The following is a 16,179-nucleotide window of genomic DNA, read 5'->3' on the forward strand; positions in this document are numbered from 1 at the left end:
GATCTGCGGGCCGGTGGAGGGTTGCTCGCGCCGTTCCCCGCGCCCCTTCCTGTGCCCGGAGTTCACCTGCGGGCCGGTGGAGGGTTGCTCGCGCAGTTCCCCGCGCCCCTTCCTGTGCCCGGAGTTCACCTGCGGGCCGGTGGAGGGTTGCTCGCGCCGTTCCCCGCGCCCCTCAATCGCCCGGGGGCATCCGCGGGTTGAGTTGGGCTGGTCGCGCCGTTCCCCGCGCCCCTGGAGGGCGCATCGGCGCTGGGCAACCCCAACCCCGTAGGGGCGCGGGGAACTGCGCGAGCAACCACACTCAACCTGCGGATGACCCCCGGCCGCAGACAACCGACCCGCCAGGACATTTGTCCCGCCCAACCCCGTACAAGAACATCTGCCGGGCACCGGGGCCCGATCCGTAGCGTCAAGGACATGACGCAGACAGCACCGAGCGCCCCGGCCGCCGTAAGCCTCACCCACGTGGTCAAGGCCTACGGCTCCGTACGGGCAGTCGACCGTATCGACCTCGACATCCGCCGGGGCGAAACCGTCGCCCTGCTCGGCCGCAACGGCGCCGGCAAGTCCACCACCATCGGCCTCCTGCTCGGCCTCGACGAGCCGGACGCGGGCGAGGTGCGGCTCTTCGGCCGCACGCCGGAGCGGGCGGTACGGGCCGGGCTCACCGGGGCGATGCTCCAGGAGGGGCAGCCGATCCCCCGCGTCACCGTACGGGAGCTCATCGCGTTCGTCGGCTCGACCTACCCCGAGCCGATGCCGGTCGACGAGGCGCTGGCGCTCGCCGGGCTCACCGGCTTCGCGGACCGCCGGGTCGACAGGCTCTCCGGCGGCCAGGCCCAGCGCGTGAGGTTCGCGGTGGCGATCGCCGGGGCGCCCGCGCTGCTGGTCCTGGACGAGCCGACCGCCGCACTCGACGTGGCGGCGCGCCGAGCGTTCTGGGACGCGATGCGCAGCTACGCGGCCCGGGGCAACACCGTGCTGTTCTCCACCCACTACCTGGAGGAGGCGGACGACAACGCCGACCGGATCGTGGTCGTCGACCAGGGCCGTGTCGTGGCCGACGGCCCCGGCGAGCGGATCAAGCGCGCGGCCGGCGGCAGCCTGGTCTCCTTCGACCTGGCGGGCGGCCCCAGCGCGGGCCTGGCCGCGCTGCCGGGCGTGGTCTCGGTCGAGGTGCGCGGCGACCGCGCCCGGCTGCGTACGGACGACTCGGACGCCACGGTCGTGGAGCTCGCCCGGCGCGGCGCGGTCCGGCGCCTCGAAGTCGCCCCGGCCAGCCTGGAGGACGCCTTCCTCTCCCTCACCTCCACCGTCTCCCCGACCGCCACCGCCACCGCCACCGTCGGCTCCGTACGCGAAAGCGAGACCGTCTGATGCTCGGCTACATCACGCTCGAAATCCGGCGCACCCTCCGCGACGCGTCCTTCGTGATCTTCGGTATCGGGATGCCGGTGCTCATGTACCTCCTCTTCACCAACATCGGCTCGGGGGGCGGCGACTCGGCCGACTGGAAGGCCGCATCGATGGTCGGCATGGCCGCGTACGGGGCGCTCGGCGCGTCGCTGAACGCCGGTGGCCAAGTGGCCTCCGACAGGAGCGCGGGCTGGCTGAGGCAGCTGCGGATCACCCCGCTGGCGCCGTCCCGGGTGGTGGCGGGCCGCGCGGTCAGCGGCTCGGCGACCGTGCTGCCGGCCGTCCTCGCGGTGCTCGCGGCGGGCGCGCTCGTCAACGGCGTACGCCTGGAAGCCTGGCAGTGGGCGGCGCTCGCGCTGCTGCTGTGGGCCGGGGCGCTCCCCTTCACCCTGCTGGGCCTCGGCAACGGCTACCGGCTGAGCCCGCAGGCCATGGGCGTGGTCAATGTGGCGTGTCTGATGGGGCTCGCGGTGCTCGGCGGACTGTGGTTCCCGCTCTCCTCCTTCCCCCACTGGCTCGCCTCGATCGCCGCGTACAGCCCGGCCCACCGGTTCGGGGACCTCGGCTGGGCGGTCTCGCACGGCTCGGCCCCCGGACTCGGGACGGTCGCGGTGCTCGGCGGCTGGCTGCTGGCGTTCGGCTCGTACGCCGTGGTCTCCTACCGACGGTCCGCGAGGGCCGTGTGAGCACGATGAACGGGGAGAACGAGACAGTGGCGCCCAGCCTGCCGAAACTGCCGGAGCTACCGAAACTGCCGGAGCTGCCGAGGAGGAGCGAGCGGGACGCCGACCTCGCCGGTCCCCCGGCGAACGGCTACGCCCTGCTGCCCTGGCTCCTGATGGGCCTGGGCGCGTTCTCCAACCTCGTCGAGGGCAGGACCCCGAACCCGTGGATCGGGGGCGCCGGGCTGCTGGCCTTCAACTCGCTCTACGTCACGGTCGCCTTCCGCGCCTTCGACAAGGAGAAGCGCGAGAGCCGCGCCACGCTCGCGGCCCTGGCCGCGATGGCCGCGATCACCTACGCGCTGACCCTCCTTTACGGCGGCACCTGGCTGTTCTTCTTCCCGCTGCTCTCGCTGGCCTGCGGCGCGGTGCTGCGGGACCGCAGGCTGGGCCTGGTGATCATGGTCCTGGCGAGCTCGGCGGGCGCCATCTCCGGCATGGAGGCGGGCGAGGTCTGGGACAACGTGACCATCGCGTACGGCACGTTCCTCTCCGGCATGGTGACGGCGGCGGTCCTCTCGCTCTCCCAGACCGTGCGCGAACTGCGCGACACCCGCCAGGAGCTGGCCCGTACCGCCGTGGAGAAGGAACGTCTCCGCTTCTCCCGGGACCTGCACGACCTGCTCGGCCACACGCTCTCGGTGATCGTGGTGAAGTCGGAGGCGGCCCGCCGCCTCGCCCCGCGCGACCTGGACGCCGCGCTCGGCCAGGTCGCCGACATCGAGTCGGTCGGCCGCCAGGCGCTCACCGAGATCCGCGAGGCCGTCACCGGCTACCGCGAGGGCAGCCTCGGCACCGAGCTGGACCGGGCCCGCTCGGCACTGCTGGCGGCCGAAGTGGAGCCGGTGGTACGCCTGTCGGGCCCGCCGCTGCCCTCACAGGTGGAGGCGCTGCTTGGCTGGGTGGTACGGGAGGCGGTCACCAACGTCGTACGGCACAGCGGGGCGGCCCACTGCGAGATCGTGGTCGACGGCGCGCCCGAGCGGGTACGGCTGAAGATCACCGACGACGGGCGCGGCGTACCATCCGAACAGCCCGTCGCCCCCGGTCCACGCATCGGCGGCACGGGCCTGAAGGGTCTCACCGAACGCCTCGCGGCGGCCGGCGGCTCACTCGAAGCGGGCCCCGGGCCGCGCGGCGGCTTCCAGGTGAACGCCGAGCTCCCGGTCGACCCGCTCGACGCCGAGCTCGAAGCGGAGCTGGAGACCGAACGCGGGGTCGCACGGGGATGAGACCGGCACGATGGGGAGAACGGCATGATCAGAGTCCTGCTCGCCGAGGACCAGGGCATGATGCGGGGCGCGCTGGCCCTGCTGCTCGGGCTTGAGGAGGACATCGAGGTGGTCGCCCAGGTGTCGGCGGGCGACAAGATCGTGTCCGAGGCGCTCGTCGCCCGGCCCGACGTCGCCCTCCTGGACATCGAACTGCCCGGCCGCAGCGGGCTCGACGCGGCGGCCGAGCTGCGCGAGGAGTGCCCCGACTGCCGGGTGCTGATCCTCACCACCTTCGGGCGGCCGGGGTATCTGCGGCGCGCGATGGAGGCGGGCGCGGCCGGGTTCCTGGTGAAGGACGGGCCGGTGGAGGATCTGGCCGAGGCGATCCGGCGGGTGCTGCGCGGCGAGACGGTGATCGACCCGGCGCTGGCCGCGGCCGCGCTGAGCGCGGGCGCCAACCCGCTGACCGCGCGGGAGCGGGACGTCCTGAACGCCTCGGTGGACGGCGCGACGGTGGCCGACATCGCGGGCAGGCTGCACCTGTCGGAGTCGACGGTACGCAACTACCTCTCGTCGGCGATCGGCAAGACGGGCACCCGCAACCGCATGGAGGCGGTGCGGGCGGCGCGGCAGCAGGGCTGCGGGCCGGTGGGGGCTGGTCGCGCAGTTCCCCGCGCCCCTTGAGAGCCTGGGGCTGCGCCCCGGCTCCCAAAGACGTCCGCCCCGGGACCATTTGGTCCCGGGGCAGACGCACTACCTACGGGGCGCGAGCGTCCCCGGGTCAGACCATCCCCCTAAGGGGCGCGGGGAACCGCGCGACCAGCCACAGACGGCCCGCGGGCAAAGGCCGGGCTAAAAACTAGTGGCGCCGGCCGTACGACGCCACGTAACCGCGTGACGGCGTGCCCACGCCCGTCACGTCGTCGTAGCCGCGCACCGCGTGCAGTGAGCTGTCCGCGCCCAGCGTGCGCACGGACGTGGTCAGGCCACCCGACGCGTCGACCGCGTTCACGAAGTCCACGCGGGCCACCGCGAGGCCACGCGCACCCAGCGGGTGGTCCGTGACGTCGTGGTACAGCGGCGACCCGTAGCGCGCGTAGATCGACGGGTTCGCGAAACCGATCGGGAAGTGCCGCGCCTGCTGCGCCAGCGCCTGCACACCCGCGATCACCGGCGCCGCCAGCGACGTCCCGCCGATGCGGTACTCGTCGTACTTCACCGCACCGTCCGGGAACGTCTGCGTCTGGCCGACCAGGAAGCCCGTGTTGGGGTCCGCGACCGCCGCGATGTCCGGGATCGTACGCATACGGGCCGGGCCGTTCGCCTTGGCGAGCGAGTCGGGGACGACACCCCGCTGGTAGAACGGCTGCTTCACCGTGGAGCTGGTGCCGCCGCCCGCGCCCGAGGTGTACGCGCCGGGGAAGCCCGTCCAGCTCTTGCCGTCCGCCGCCAGCGGGGCCTTCAGCGTGCCCCAGCCCGTCTCGAACTTGTACGTGTCGCCCTTGCCGACCGCCAGCGACGTGCCGCCGACCGCCGTCACCCACGCCGAGTTGGCCGGGGTGTCGACCTGCTTCTTGCCGGTGTTGGCGACCTCGTCGCCGTCGTCGCCGGAGGAGAAGTAGAAGCCGATGCCCTCGACCGCGCCCAGCTTGAACGTCTGGTCGTAGGCGGCCGCGACGTCCGGCGTCTCGTTGGCCTCGATGTCGCCCCACGAGTTGGAGACGATGTCGGCCAGGTGATCGTCGACGACCTTGTTCAGCGCGTCGAGCAGATCCGCGTCGTTGCAGGACGCGCCCGCCACGTACACGATGTCCGCGTCCGGCGCGACCGCGTGCACGGCCTCGACGTCCAGCGACTCCTCGCCGTACCAGCCGGCCGCGTCGCACGCCTCCACGCTGTTGTAGTCGGCGGGCTTCACCTCGCTGTACTGGCCGTGCTTGTACGCCTTGTCGCCGTTGCGCAGCGCGTACCGCTGGGCGTCCTTCGCCATCGTCGGCGAGGCGTACGCGTCGGTGATCGCGACGGTCACGCCCTTGCCGGTGTAGCCGCCCGCGCCGTACGCCGCCCGCAGCTGCTTGCCGGTGTACCCCTTGACCGCGTACGGGACCTTGGTGCCGTACGCGTCCGGCAGGGTGGTGGCGATGTTCGAGCCGTAGTACGTCGAGAACGGCCCGGAGTTCTTGAAGGCGGGGCCCGGCCCCGGCAGCGTCTCGTGGTGCGTCGCCTTGTGCGGGGCGTTGTCCAGACCGGTCACGGTGAGCACCGCGTCGGCCAGCGCGCCCGGCGCGGAGGCGGTCTTCACCGGGGCGCGGTAGGTGCGGCCGCCCTTGCGGTAGTCGTGCAGCTCGGTGGCGAACGCCTTCTCGGCCGCGGCGACGTCGCCGGAGACCGAGATGTAGTGCTGGTTGTCGCCCGTGACGGTCAGCCCGGCCGACTTCAGCCAGCTGGTGACCGCCGCGACCTGCTCCTCGGTCGCCCCGAAGCGCTGCTGCGTCCGCTCCGCGCTCAGGAACTTCCCGTACGACGCCGAGCTCGGGTCCGACACCGCCGCGGCGTACGCGGCGAGGCCCTTGGCGTCGCGGCCCGCGAGATAGACCCGCGCGTCGACCTTGTTGCCGTTCGCCGTGGCGCCCTGGTCGGCGGAGCCGGTGGCCCACGTGGGCTTGGTGCCCGTGAGGGCGGCCCGCCCGGACGGCACGGGGTCCGCCGCGTGGGCGGACGGTATGCCGAGAGCGAGCGCGCCGGCGAGCAGAGGCAGTGTCGCTGCCATGCTCACGGCACGCCGCCTGGTGCGGCTTGTTCTCATGTGACCCCCTGCATAAGGCTCTTCACCTGGGAGGCATGCGCACGTTGAGCTGCGCATGCACAGCGTCACTCTGGTGAGGAACGGTTCATGCGGGGGACATGCGCATACCAAGAGAAACCCAAGTCCCGCCAGGGTGGCGGGACTTGGGTTCCTTTGGTGGCGCAAATGCCGACTCGGGCGGATTGCGTACGCCGCCCGGCCCGGGGGTGCCCATCGCGTTACGTACGCGGTGTGGCTCCCCGCGCCTTCAGCATCCCGGCCATCAGGTCGATCTCCGACTGCTGGGAGTCGACCATGCCCTGCGCCAGATTGCGCTCCACCTCGGTCGTACACCGCTGGGCGCACCCCTGGGCCATGTGGATACCGCCCTTGTGGTGCTCGGTCATCAGCTGGAGGTAGAGGATCTCCGCCTGCTTGCCGTCGGCCGCGCGCAGCCGGTCGAGCTCGGTGTTGGTCGCCATCCCGGGCATCAGCGCGCCGTCCGCACCGGGCTCGCTGCCCATGCCCATCCAGGCCATCGGCAGCCGCTCCGGCTCCGACTTGGGCAGCCCCCACAGATCGAGCCAGCCGAGCAGCATGCCCCGCTGGTTGGCCTGGGTGTTGGCGATGTCGTACGCCAGCCGGCGGGCCTCCTCGTCCTTCGTGCGGTCGCGCACGATGAACGACATCTCCACCGCCTGCTGGTGGTGGACGGCCATGTCACGGGCGAACCCGGCGTCCGCCGAGGCCGCCACGGGGGTGTGCGCGGCGGGCTTCGAGTCGCCGCCGGTGGCGCTGGCGACCGTGGCCACCGTCGCGAACACCAGGGCCGCCACCACCGCCGCCAGGGACGCCCAGTAGGTGCGGTTCACTTCTGGTCCAGCCCGCCCGTGCACGCCGCGCCCGGCTCCGGCGTCTGCGCGCCCTGCACGTACTTGGCGAAGAACTGGTTGACCCGCGGGTCGTCCGCGCTGGTCACGGTGACCTGCTTGCCCCAGGCACTGAGCATGATCGCCCCGGTCTGCTCCTGGTACGGGCTCATCAGCGAGTACGGAGTCTTGGACACCTTGTCGGAGAGCTTCTGGACATCGGCGGCGGGCGCCTTGTCGGTGTATGTGACCCACACCGAGCCGTGCTCCAGGGAGTGCACCGCGTTCATGTCGGGGATCGGCTTCTTGTAGGCCACGCCACCGCAGTTCATCCACACCTGGCTGTGGTCGCCGCCGACCGGGGGCTTCATCGGGTACGAGACCGTCTTGTCGACGTGGTTGCGGCCGAGCTTCTTCGGGTCCCAGTCCTTCTCGCCCGCGATCGTCGCCTTGGCGTCGGCGGCCTTCTGGGCCTGCTGCTTGTCCTTGTCGTCGGACTCCTTGTTCAGCAGGTACGCGCCGGTGCCGACGAGTCCGGCGACGATCACCACGGACGCGGTGATGGCGATGAGCTTGTTGCGCCGCTCGCGGGCCTGCTCGGCACGCCGCATCTCGGCTATCCGCGCCTGTCGCGAGTTCTTGGATTCCTTGGTGGCCATGGGGGCTCAAGTCCTTCTGGTAAAGGGGAAGTCGGGGGAGGTTCTCAGCACAACCGGCGCGGCTATGTCCGAAGGACCTGAAGGACGTGAAGGTCGGGGGCGCGGGGCCGAGCCCCGGACCGAACGGGCGCCCCCGAGGGCACAACCGCGGCGACCCGCACCGTATGCGCGGCCCCCGGCGCCGGCGGATCGAGCGGCGGAGCCGTCAGCACGGCCGGATCCGCGTGCGGAAAGAGCCCGCAGTCGTCCCGGTCGTACGGACAGCTGTACTGCGCCGCCCCGCTCACCGCCACGGCGTGATGGACCCGGGGAGCGGCGGGGTCCGCGCTCGCCTCGCCGCCCGCGGTGAGACAGAGGAAGAGCGCGGCGAGGAGCGTCGCCATGGCGCTCACCAGCGCCACGGGACGTGTGATGCGAAGGCGTCTCACTCCCCCCATAGCCGCAGATGCTAGGCGAGGGAGCGCGCCGCGCGGCAGGGTGGGGTCGGCCAAGATCCGGCCACCCGGCCGGAACCGGCCGCCGCGGGCCGGGTGGCGGCCCGCGGCGGACCCGGAGCTCAGCCCACGAGGTCAGCCCACGTGGACGCGAGGACGCCGCTTCAGGTCCGGCTCGGCGCGCCGCAGCACCTCGCGGGTGACCGGGGCGACCTCGCCGTCGCCGAAGACCAGGAAGCGCAGCAGATGGCTGAGCGGATGGCCCTCGGTCCAGTTGAAGTAGGCGTGCGGCACCTCGCCGGTGCGCTCGCGCAGCTTCATCATCACCGCCGCGATGGTGTTGGGCACCACCGCGCCCTCCACCCGCAGCCTGCGCACCCCGTGCTTCTCGTCGCCGTGCACGGTCAGCTCGGTGGTGAAGTCCGAGGAGTTCTGGACGAACACCTCCAGGAACAGCACCGGCCGCCCGTCCGGGATATGGGTCTCCTCGCGCTGGCTGTACTCCTTGGCGCGGTACTCCCGGGTGCTGTGCTCCTGCGGCTCGTTGGCGATCAGCCGCAGCGGCCCGCTCGCCGCCGCCTCGTCGATGAACCGGCTCGCCGCCTCGTCGAAGGTCACCTCGGTGGCCCGCAGCTCGAACGCCCGGTGCACCCGGGACGCGAACGAGGACAGCAGGATCGCCAGGATGAACAGCAGCGCGATCTTGAGACCGTCGGGCCGCTCGATGACATTGGTGACCAGGGTGTACGCGAAGACGGCGGTGATGACGCCGAACCCGACGGCGGCTCCCTTCCCGCCCCGGTGCAGTACGGCGACGGTCGAGGCGAACGCCGCCGAGAGCATCAGCACGAGCACCCCGGTGGCGTACGCGCCGCTCTGCGCGTCCACGTCGGCGTCGAACCACCAGGTGATGAAGAAGGCGATGGCCACGAAGAGCAGCACCAGGGGGCGCACCGCGCGGGTCCACTCCGGGGCCATGCCGTAGCGCGGCAGATAGCGCGGGACGAGGTTGAGCAGCCCGGCCGTCGCCGACGCCCCGGCGAACCAGAGGATCGCGATGGTCGAGATGTCGTACACCGTGCCGAAGGCCTCGCCCAGGTGCTGGTGGGCCAGATAGGCGAGCGCGCGGCCGTTGGCGTCGCCGCCCGCCTTGAACTCGGCCTCCGGGATGAGGATCGTCGTGGCGAGACTGGAGACCAGCAGGAAGCCGCTCATCACCAGGGCCGCGGTGGTGAGCAGCTTGCGGGTGTCGCGGATGCGGCCGAGGGGCTTGGCGTACGTGTCGGAGGCGTCCCCGGTGATCTGCGGCATCACCGCCACGCCCGTCTCGAAGCCGGACATGCCGAGCGCGAGTTTGGGGAAGACGAGCAGCGCCACGCCGACCATCGCCAGCGGTGAGGAGTGCTCGGCGCTCGCGGCGTGCCACCAGTCGTCGACGACGACGGGCTCGGTGGCTATCTTGCCGACGGCGGTGGCCAGCACCACCAGGTTGAGCGTCAGATACACGGCCACGAGCACCACGGCGACGCCCATGGCCTCCTTGAACCCCTTGAGGAAGACCGCGCCGAGGGCCGCGACCAGGGCCAGCGTGATCCAGAGGTTGGAGCCGTGCAGCCAGTTCGGGGCGAAGGGGTTCTCCACCACGTGGGCCGAGGCGTCGGCCGCCGACAGGGTGATCGTGATCATGAAGTCGGTGGCCGCGAAGCCCAGCAGCACCAGGACGAAGATCTTCCCCGCCCACCAGGGCAGCAGCCGCTCCAGCATGGCGATGGAGCCCTCGCCGTTGGGGGACTCCTTGGCCACCCGCCGGTAGACCGGCAGCGCGCCGAGCAGGGTCAGCGCGATCAGTACGAGGGTGGCCATCGGGGAGAGCAGCCCGGCCGCGAGGGCCGCGATGCCCGGCTGGTAGCCGAGGGTGGAGAAGTAGTCGACACCCGTCAGGCACATCACCCGCCACCACGAGTGGCCCCGGTGCTCCTGCGGCGGGGTGCCGTGCGGTCCGGGGTGGCGGGCGGAGTGCTCGGAGAGGCCGTCCAGGAGCCAGGCCCGCCAGCGGCGGACGGCTGCCTCGCGTGCGGGCGGGGCGGCGACGGTATCCGGGGGCTCCATCTTGGTGCCGGTCATCCTGCGGTTCTCCATAGCCGTACTCGTTGGCAGTACTCGGGTCCGTGCCCGGTGGCCGTAATCGACCGTTGCGGGGACGTTTCTGCTTGCGACGAGCAGCGAGTATCCCCCACGGCCTCGCCCCGCGCGGCACCCGGTGCGAGTGTGGGGAGGCAACGTGCAACAGCTCATATGGGGTGCGTAATGTGTCGGTAATCCCGGGCCCTGATACTGATGGTTCCCCCTCATGCCCGGGCGGTGGTGCACAGACCGTCTGAACTGCAAGGATGTGGCTATGGACAAGCAGCAGGAGTTCGTGCTCCGCACCCTCGAAGAGCGTGACATCCGGTTTGTGCGTTTGTGGTTCACCGATGTGCTCGGCTTCCTGAAGTCGGTCGCGGTGGCTCCTGCCGAACTGGAGCAGGCGTTCGACGAGGGCATCGGCTTCGACGGATCGGCCATCGAGGGCTTCGCCCGGGTGTACGAGTCCGACATGATCGCCAAGCCGGACCCGAGCACGTTCCAGATCCTGCCGTGGCGCGCCGAGGCCCCGGGCACCGCGCGGATGTTCTGCGACATCCTGATGCCCGACGGCTCCCCGTCCTTCGCGGACCCGCGCTTCGTCCTCAAGCGCATCCTCAACAAGACCTCGGACCTGGGCTTCACCTTCTACACCCACCCCGAGATCGAGTTCTTCCTGCTGAAGGACAAGCCGCTGGACGGCACCCGCCCGGTGCCCGCCGACAACTCCGGCTACTTCGACCACACCCCGCAGAACGTTGGCATGGACTTCCGCCGCCAGGCGATCACCATGCTGGAGTCGATGGGCATCTCGGTAGAGTTCAGCCACCACGAGGGCGCGCCGGGCCAGCAGGAGATCGACCTGCGCTATGCGGACGCCCTCTCCACGGCCGACAACATCATGACGTTCCGCCTGGTCATGAAGCAGGTGGCGCTTGAGCAGGGGGTCCAGGCGACCTTCATGCCGAAGCCGTTCTCGGAGTTCCCCGGCTCCGGTATGCACACCCACCTCTCCCTCTTCGAGGGCGACCGCAACGCGTTCTACGAGTCGGGCGCCGAGTACCAGCTCTCCAAGGTCGGCCGCTCCTTCATCGCGGGCCTGCTCAAGCACGCCGCCGAGATCTCGGCCGTCACCAACCAGTGGGTCAACTCCTACAAGCGCATCTGGGGCGGCTCGGAGCGCACGGCGGGCGCGGGCGGCGAGGCCCCCTCGTACATCTGCTGGGGCCACAACAACCGCTCCGCGCTGATCCGGGTGCCGATGTACAAGCCCGGCAAGACCGGCTCCGCCCGCGTCGAGGTCCGCTCCCTGGACTCCGGCTGCAACCCCTACCTGGCGTACTCGCTGCTCCTCGCGTCCGGCCTCAAGGGCATCGAGGAGGGCTACGAGCTCCCGGCGGGCGCCGACGACGACGTCTGGGCGCTCACCGACTCCGAGCGCCGCGCGATGGGCATCGAGCCGCTGCCGCAGAACCTGGGCGAGGCGATCTCGCTGATGGAGCGCAGCGAACTGGTCGCCGAGACGCTCGGCGAGCACGTCTTCGACTTCTTCCTGCGCAACAAGAAGCAGGAGTGGGAGGAGTACCGCTCCGAGGTGACCGCGTTCGAGCTGCGGAAGAACCTGCCGGTGCTGTAGGGGCATTCGGGTCCGGCATTCGGGTGGTCCCGGCGGGCGGGTCCGGGCGGTGGGGTGTGTCATGGCAGGGGCGGCCGGAAGCCGCCCGCGCCATGCACTGCGAGGAGCACCCCCATGACCCAAGGCCTGAAGACGATCATCTACCCCGTCAAGGACATCGCCCGGGCGAAGGCCCTGTTCGGCGGGCTGCTGGGCGCCGAGCCCGTGATGGACGAGCCGTACTACGTGCAGTTCAACGCGGGCGGCCAGGAAGTCGGCCTCGACCCCAACGGGCACGGCAAGGGGATGACGGGGCCGGTCCCCTACTGGCACGTCGACGACATCGAGAAGACCGTGAAGGCCCTGCTCGACGCGGGCGCGGAGTCGCTCCAGGACGTCCAGGACGTCGGCGGCGGGCGGCGGACGGCGTCGGTGAAGGACGCCGACGGCAACGTCATCGGGCTGGTCCAGCCGTCCTGACGGGCGCGTGCGGCGGGGCCGCCCCCGCCGCCGGGCGGGAATACCGTCCGGCGGCGGCCGGTTGCGGCTGCTGAGAGCCAGCCGGTTCTGCCGTGCGACCAGAGGATTGACCATGCCGTTCGTCCATGTCGAGTACTCGGAACGTCTCACCGAGACCTTCGACCGCCAGGCCTTCGCGCGCGAGGTGCACGCCGCCGCGCCGGCCATCGTCGACGCCCCGGGCGTGGCCTTCAAGAGCCGCTTCCGCCGGATAGAGGAGTCGTACTTCGGCGAGGGCGACGACGGCATCGACGCCGTCTTCGTCCAGCTCTCGATCCTCACCGGCCGTACCCCGGAGGCCCGCGAGAAGCTCGCCGAGACGGTCCGCGACATCGCCCTCAAGCACGCGACGGCCCCCGAGGGCCGCCGACTGCACCTCATGGTCGAGGTCCGCGAGATGGAGCGGGAGTCCTACCGCTTCCACAAGGACTAGCCGCCCCGCTCTCAGTCGAGGTACGCCGGCGCCAGCCCCGCCGTCAGCAGACGGCGGGGCTTGCCCGTGCCGTTGGCCGGGAGGGTGTAGAGGTCGGCTCCGTAGTCGCCCGGCAGGGAGTACGCCACCGTGCTGTCGTCCTGCCACACCAGCTGGTCGTCCACGCTGCGCGGCTCGGCCAGCGGGGTCTCGCGCATCGTGGCGAGGTCCAGGACGTACAGGCGCCAGGGCGCGTCCGTCGGGAGGCCCCGGACGCGCTTCTTGAAGGCGAGGCGGGTGCCGTCGGGGGAGAGGGAGGGGCACTCCAGGTTGGTGCGGAGCGTGGTGACCTTGCGCGAGGTGAGGTCGCCGTGGACCAGATACGTCTTCTTGGCCGTCGCCATCGTCGCGTAGAAGTGCTCGTCGTCGGCGAAGGTGACTCCCCAGAAGTTCACGTCCGAGGCGCGGTACGGGTGCCCGTCGCGCTCGATCGCGAAGTCCTCCAGCGTCTTGGTCAGCTTGCCGGTGCGGGTGTCCAGGATCGCGGTGCGGGTGGAGAAGTCGGTGCCCGCGTACGAGTCGCCGCCCACGAAGACCGTCCAGGCGGCCAGATGGCCGGACGGGGAGACCCGCGCCCGGGTCGGGATGCCCGGCAGGCTGTAGTGGGCGCGCTCCTTGAGCCGCGCGTCCAGGATCACCGCACGGTAGCCGTCCCGCACCGCGCCCCGCTCGGCCTGCAGGCACACCCCGGTCCCGGCGGCGGCGTAGAAGCGCAGGCAGGTCACGCCGGAGGCGGTGCGCGGCCCCGACGGGTCGGCGGCCGGGACCGTGGCGAGCTCGTCGCGGTGCGGGCCCCAGGCCATGTTGCGGAAGACGATCCGGCGGCCGGAGCCCGGGGCGAGCGAGACCTCGCCGCCCCGCACCGGCGGGCCGCCCGCCTGGACCTGGTTCTTGCGGTCCTCGCGGCCCACCGCGTGCAGCACGGACGCGGTGGCCACGCCCGCGAGCACGACCAGGGCCGTCACCAGGACGATCAGCTTGTCGCGCAGGGTCAGCCGGGTCATGCGGGCCTACCTCCGTCGGTTTCGGCCGCGTCCGCCGGGCGCAGGAGCACCGCCCCCGCCGCGCACACCGCCAGCGCCACGGCCGCCGTGCCCAGCGCCGTCCGGTCGCCCCACGCCGTCCATGCCGCGCCGAACGCGATCGAGCAGACGAAGCGGGCCGACGCCTGACCGGTCTGGATCAACGCGAGCCCGCTGGAGCGCAGTTCGGCCGGGACGCCGCCCGCCGCCGCGGCCATCAGGACGCCGTCGGTCGCCGCGTAGAAGAGGCCGTGCAGGGCGAGGACGACATACGGCAGCGCGTCGCCGCGCCAGCCCGGCAGCAGCAGGGCGTACGCGCACAGCAGGGCCGCGTGGCCGCCGAGGAAGACCTGCCAGCGGCCCACCCGGTCGGCGAGGCGGCCCAGCGGGACGGCCAGCAGCAGGAACGCGGCCGCCGTCCCGAGCGGCAGCAGCGCGAACCAGCGGTCGGGCACGTCCAGGCGCCGCTGGAGCAGGAGGTAGACGAAGGAGTCGCTGACCGTGGCGAGCCCCAACAGGAGGGCGCAGAGCGCCAGTCGGCGCACCTCGCGCTCACCGAGCAGGGCGAGCGCCGCCTTCAGCGAGGCGCGCGGCGCGCCCGGGGCCCGCTCGGGGGCGGTGCGCCCGGGTACGAACAGCACCAGGACGAGGACGCCGACCGCCGCCACGCAGAAGCTCACGGTGAACACCGCGTCGTATCCGTCCACCGCCTGACGCAGAATCAGGAACGCGACCAGCGGGCCGAGCAGCGCGCCCGCCGTGTCCATCGCGCGGTGCACACCGAACGCCCGCCCGCGTGCCTCGGGTGCCGAGGCCAGCGAGATCATCGCGTCGCGCGGCGCCGTGCGCAGCCCCTTGCCCGTACGGTCGGCCGCGAGCACCGCGCCGATCACCGGCAGCGAACCGGCCACCAGGAGCAGGGGTTTGCACACCGCCGACAGTCCGTAACCGAGGACCGCGACGGACTTGTGGCGCCCGCCCCGGTCGGCCAGATGCCCGCCGACCAGGCGCACCAGCGCACTGAAGCCGTTGTAGACACCGTCGAGCAGGCCGAACCCGAGCGGTGACAGGCCCAGGCCCGTGACCAGGTAGAGCGGCAGGACGGCGGTGACCATCTCCGAGGAGACGTCGGTGATCAGGCTGACCGCGCCCAGGGCCAGCACGGTCGGGGCCACGGCGGACCGCCGCCCGGTGGTGAGCCGGGCGGCGGGGGCCGCGGGAGTGCTGCGGCTGTCTGCTACGTACACGTCAGGAGGCCCAGATGCCCGTGATGTCCGAGGCGTTGGCGGCCTGGCCGGCGTGCGTGGTGCCGTACATGTCCTCGATCGTGCGGAGCACGTTGTAGTGGTTGTACGTGGTCGAGGAGGTCGAGCCCGGGATGACCTGCTGGCCGTAGAGGACGGTCGGGATCTTGTTGCCCGCGAGCCGGTTGTCCTCGTCGAAGGTGACGACGAGCAGGCTGTTGTGGGTCTTGGCCCAGTCCGCGTACGCCTTCAGCTTGTTCTTCAGCCAGGTGTCACCGGTCGAGACCGAGCAGTCGTGCATGTCGCTGCACAGGTTCGGCACGACGAAGGAGACCTGCGGCAGCGTGGTGAAGTCGGTGGGGAACTGGGTCATCGTCTTGGCCGTGGAGGTCGGCACGTTGCTGAAGGCGAACCAGGGGTTGTGCTTGCGGGCGTACTTGCCGCTGCTGCACGTGGTGGAGCCCTGGCTGGGCAGGGTCTCGTTGTAGCTGCCCCAGGTCTTGCCCGCGGCGATCAGCTCGGAGCCCAGGTTGGCCGCGGAGCTGAAGCCGGGGGTGTAGCAGCTGTCGTCCGTGACGCCCTGGTTGCTGCCCGAGAAGAGCTGGAGGTAGTTGGGCTGGCTCGGGTGCGTGACGCCGAACGACTGCGTGAGGTTGGCGCCGCCGCTCTTCAGCGAGTTGATGTACGGGGCGCTTGAGCTGCCGATGACCTGGTTGTACGCGTGGTTCTCGAAGACCACCACCACGGTGTGGTCGGGGGTGGGCAGGACCGCCGTCGTCGACGCGGCGGACGTGCCCCCGAGCCCGGCCCACAGGCCGGCGGACGCGGCGGCGAGACCGAGGGCGGTGAAGAGGGCGGTGCGGGTACGGCGGCGGGGTATGGACCAGCCGGACACGGCGGTACCTCCGGTGAGGGGGATTGTGGGGGGCGGTGCACCGAGAGGTTAGGGCGGGCTGTTGAAGACGGGAAGATCCTTGCGGGTGAAGGTAGTGGGAACGAATGGGGTTGTTCGCTGTCCGCGGGCCGTCCCCAACCGGTCGCGCAGTTCCCCGCGGTAAAGGCCTATGGCTGAGCTGGATTCTCC

At 71.5% G+C, this 16,179-nt stretch carries 14 protein-coding genes; 7 read left to right on the top strand and 7 right to left on the bottom strand.

What is annotated here, in order from left to right; genetic code table 11:
• Positions 1-417 precede the first annotated feature (417 nt).
• The 4 genes from A8W25_RS08810 to A8W25_RS08825 are packed head-to-tail and all read left to right on the top strand — an operon-like array spanning position 418 to position 4,036.
• Complete coding sequence (locus A8W25_RS08810) at positions 418-1,377, top strand: ABC transporter ATP-binding protein (protein WP_067158409.1); 960 nt, start codon at positions 418-420, stop codon at positions 1,375-1,377.
• Entirely contained in the window at positions 1,377-2,102 is a 726-nt protein-coding gene (locus tag A8W25_RS08815) for an ABC transporter permease (RefSeq protein ID WP_067158411.1), read from the top strand. The genes A8W25_RS08810 and A8W25_RS08815 overlap by 1 nt, the downstream gene beginning before the upstream one ends.
• On the top strand, positions 2,099-3,370 hold the full coding sequence (locus A8W25_RS08820; protein WP_234386345.1) for a sensor histidine kinase: 1,272 nt from the start codon (positions 2,099-2,101) through the stop codon (positions 3,368-3,370). The genes A8W25_RS08815 and A8W25_RS08820 overlap by 4 nt, the downstream gene beginning before the upstream one ends.
• A 24-nt stretch (positions 3,371-3,394) precedes the next feature.
• Positions 3,395-4,036, top strand: a complete 642-nt coding sequence (locus tag A8W25_RS08825) for a response regulator transcription factor (RefSeq protein ID WP_067158414.1) — start codon at positions 3,395-3,397, stop codon at positions 4,034-4,036.
• A gap of 175 nt (positions 4,037-4,211) precedes the next feature.
• Here the strand turns inward: A8W25_RS08825 and A8W25_RS08830 are convergent, their stop codons facing one another.
• The 4 genes from A8W25_RS08830 to A8W25_RS08850 all read right to left on the bottom strand — a co-directional run bounded on the left by A8W25_RS08830 (position 4,212) and on the right by A8W25_RS08850 (position 10,208).
• Positions 4,212-6,122 (bottom strand): S53 family peptidase, encoded by a 1,911-nt coding sequence (locus A8W25_RS08830; protein WP_067158417.1) that lies wholly within the window; start codon positions 6,120-6,122, stop codon positions 4,212-4,214.
• Positions 6,123-6,376: 254 nt separating this feature from the next.
• On the bottom strand, positions 6,377-7,009 hold the full coding sequence (locus A8W25_RS08835; RefSeq protein ID WP_067158419.1) for a DUF305 domain-containing protein: 633 nt from the start codon (positions 7,007-7,009) through the stop codon (positions 6,377-6,379).
• A complete protein-coding gene (locus A8W25_RS08840; RefSeq protein ID WP_199831704.1) occupies positions 7,006-7,665 on the bottom strand; it encodes a DUF3105 domain-containing protein in 660 nt (219 codons plus the stop codon). Before A8W25_RS08840 ends, A8W25_RS08835 begins: the two co-directional genes overlap by 4 nt.
• 569 nt (positions 7,666-8,234) lie before the next feature.
• Complete coding sequence (locus tag A8W25_RS08850; protein WP_067160853.1) at positions 8,235-10,208, bottom strand: amino acid transporter; 1,974 nt, start codon at positions 10,206-10,208, stop codon at positions 8,235-8,237.
• 289 nt (positions 10,209-10,497) lie between these two features.
• Between A8W25_RS08850 and A8W25_RS08855 the strand changes: the two genes are divergently transcribed.
• The 3 genes from A8W25_RS08855 to A8W25_RS08865 all read left to right on the top strand — a co-directional run bounded on the left by A8W25_RS08855 (position 10,498) and on the right by A8W25_RS08865 (position 12,790).
• Positions 10,498-11,859 (top strand): glutamine synthetase family protein, encoded by a 1,362-nt coding sequence (locus A8W25_RS08855; RefSeq protein ID WP_067158421.1) that lies wholly within the window; start codon positions 10,498-10,500, stop codon positions 11,857-11,859.
• 114 nt (positions 11,860-11,973) lie between these two features.
• Complete coding sequence (locus A8W25_RS08860; protein WP_067158423.1) at positions 11,974-12,318, top strand: VOC family protein; 345 nt, start codon at positions 11,974-11,976, stop codon at positions 12,316-12,318.
• A gap of 112 nt (positions 12,319-12,430) precedes the next feature.
• A complete protein-coding gene (locus A8W25_RS08865) occupies positions 12,431-12,790 on the top strand; it encodes a 5-carboxymethyl-2-hydroxymuconate Delta-isomerase (RefSeq protein WP_067158425.1) in 360 nt (119 codons plus the stop codon).
• 11 nt (positions 12,791-12,801) lie between these two features.
• Here the strand turns inward: A8W25_RS08865 and A8W25_RS08870 are convergent, their stop codons facing one another.
• The 3 genes from A8W25_RS08870 to A8W25_RS08880 are packed head-to-tail and all read right to left on the bottom strand — an operon-like array spanning position 12,802 to position 15,990.
• On the bottom strand, positions 12,802-13,824 hold the full coding sequence (locus A8W25_RS08870) for a TolB family protein (protein WP_067160857.1): 1,023 nt from the start codon (positions 13,822-13,824) through the stop codon (positions 12,802-12,804).
• A 5-nt stretch (positions 13,825-13,829) separates the two neighbouring features.
• Positions 13,830-15,098, bottom strand: a complete 1,269-nt coding sequence (locus A8W25_RS08875) for an MFS transporter (RefSeq protein ID WP_199831705.1) — start codon at positions 15,096-15,098, stop codon at positions 13,830-13,832.
• Position 15,099: 1 nt separating this feature from the next.
• A complete protein-coding gene (locus A8W25_RS08880) occupies positions 15,100-15,990 on the bottom strand; it encodes an alkaline phosphatase family protein (RefSeq protein WP_067158427.1) in 891 nt (296 codons plus the stop codon).
• Between the last annotated feature and the right edge of the window lie 189 nt (positions 15,991-16,179).

The sequence above is a fragment of the Streptomyces sp. ERV7 genome (assembly GCF_001653515.1).
Taxonomy (GTDB): Bacteria; Actinomycetota; Actinomycetes; order Streptomycetales; family Streptomycetaceae; genus Streptomyces.

Excerpts from the sequence above, each read along its gene's own strand:
- A8W25_RS08860 (WP_067158423.1), top strand. The coding sequence starts at position 11,974 with ATGACCCAAGGCCTGAAGACGATCATCTACCCCGTCAAGGACATCGCC.
- A8W25_RS08855 (WP_067158421.1), top strand. The coding sequence starts at position 10,498 with ATGGACAAGCAGCAGGAGTTCGTGCTCCGCACCCTCGAAGAGCGTGAC.
- A8W25_RS08850 (WP_067160853.1), bottom strand. The coding sequence starts at position 10,208 with ATGGAGCCCCCGGATACCGTCGCCGCCCCGCCCGCACGCGAGGCAGCC.
- A8W25_RS08825 (WP_067158414.1), top strand. The coding sequence starts at position 3,395 with ATGATCAGAGTCCTGCTCGCCGAGGACCAGGGCATGATGCGGGGCGCG.
- A8W25_RS08840 (WP_199831704.1), bottom strand. The coding sequence starts at position 7,665 with ATGGCCACCAAGGAATCCAAGAACTCGCGACAGGCGCGGATAGCCGAG.
- A8W25_RS08815 (WP_067158411.1), top strand. The coding sequence starts at position 1,377 with ATGCTCGGCTACATCACGCTCGAAATCCGGCGCACCCTCCGCGACGCG.
- A8W25_RS08810 (WP_067158409.1), top strand. The coding sequence starts at position 418 with ATGACGCAGACAGCACCGAGCGCCCCGGCCGCCGTAAGCCTCACCCAC.
- A8W25_RS08830 (WP_067158417.1), bottom strand. The coding sequence starts at position 6,122 with ATGGCAGCGACACTGCCTCTGCTCGCCGGCGCGCTCGCTCTCGGCATA.
- A8W25_RS08865 (WP_067158425.1), top strand. The coding sequence starts at position 12,431 with ATGCCGTTCGTCCATGTCGAGTACTCGGAACGTCTCACCGAGACCTTC.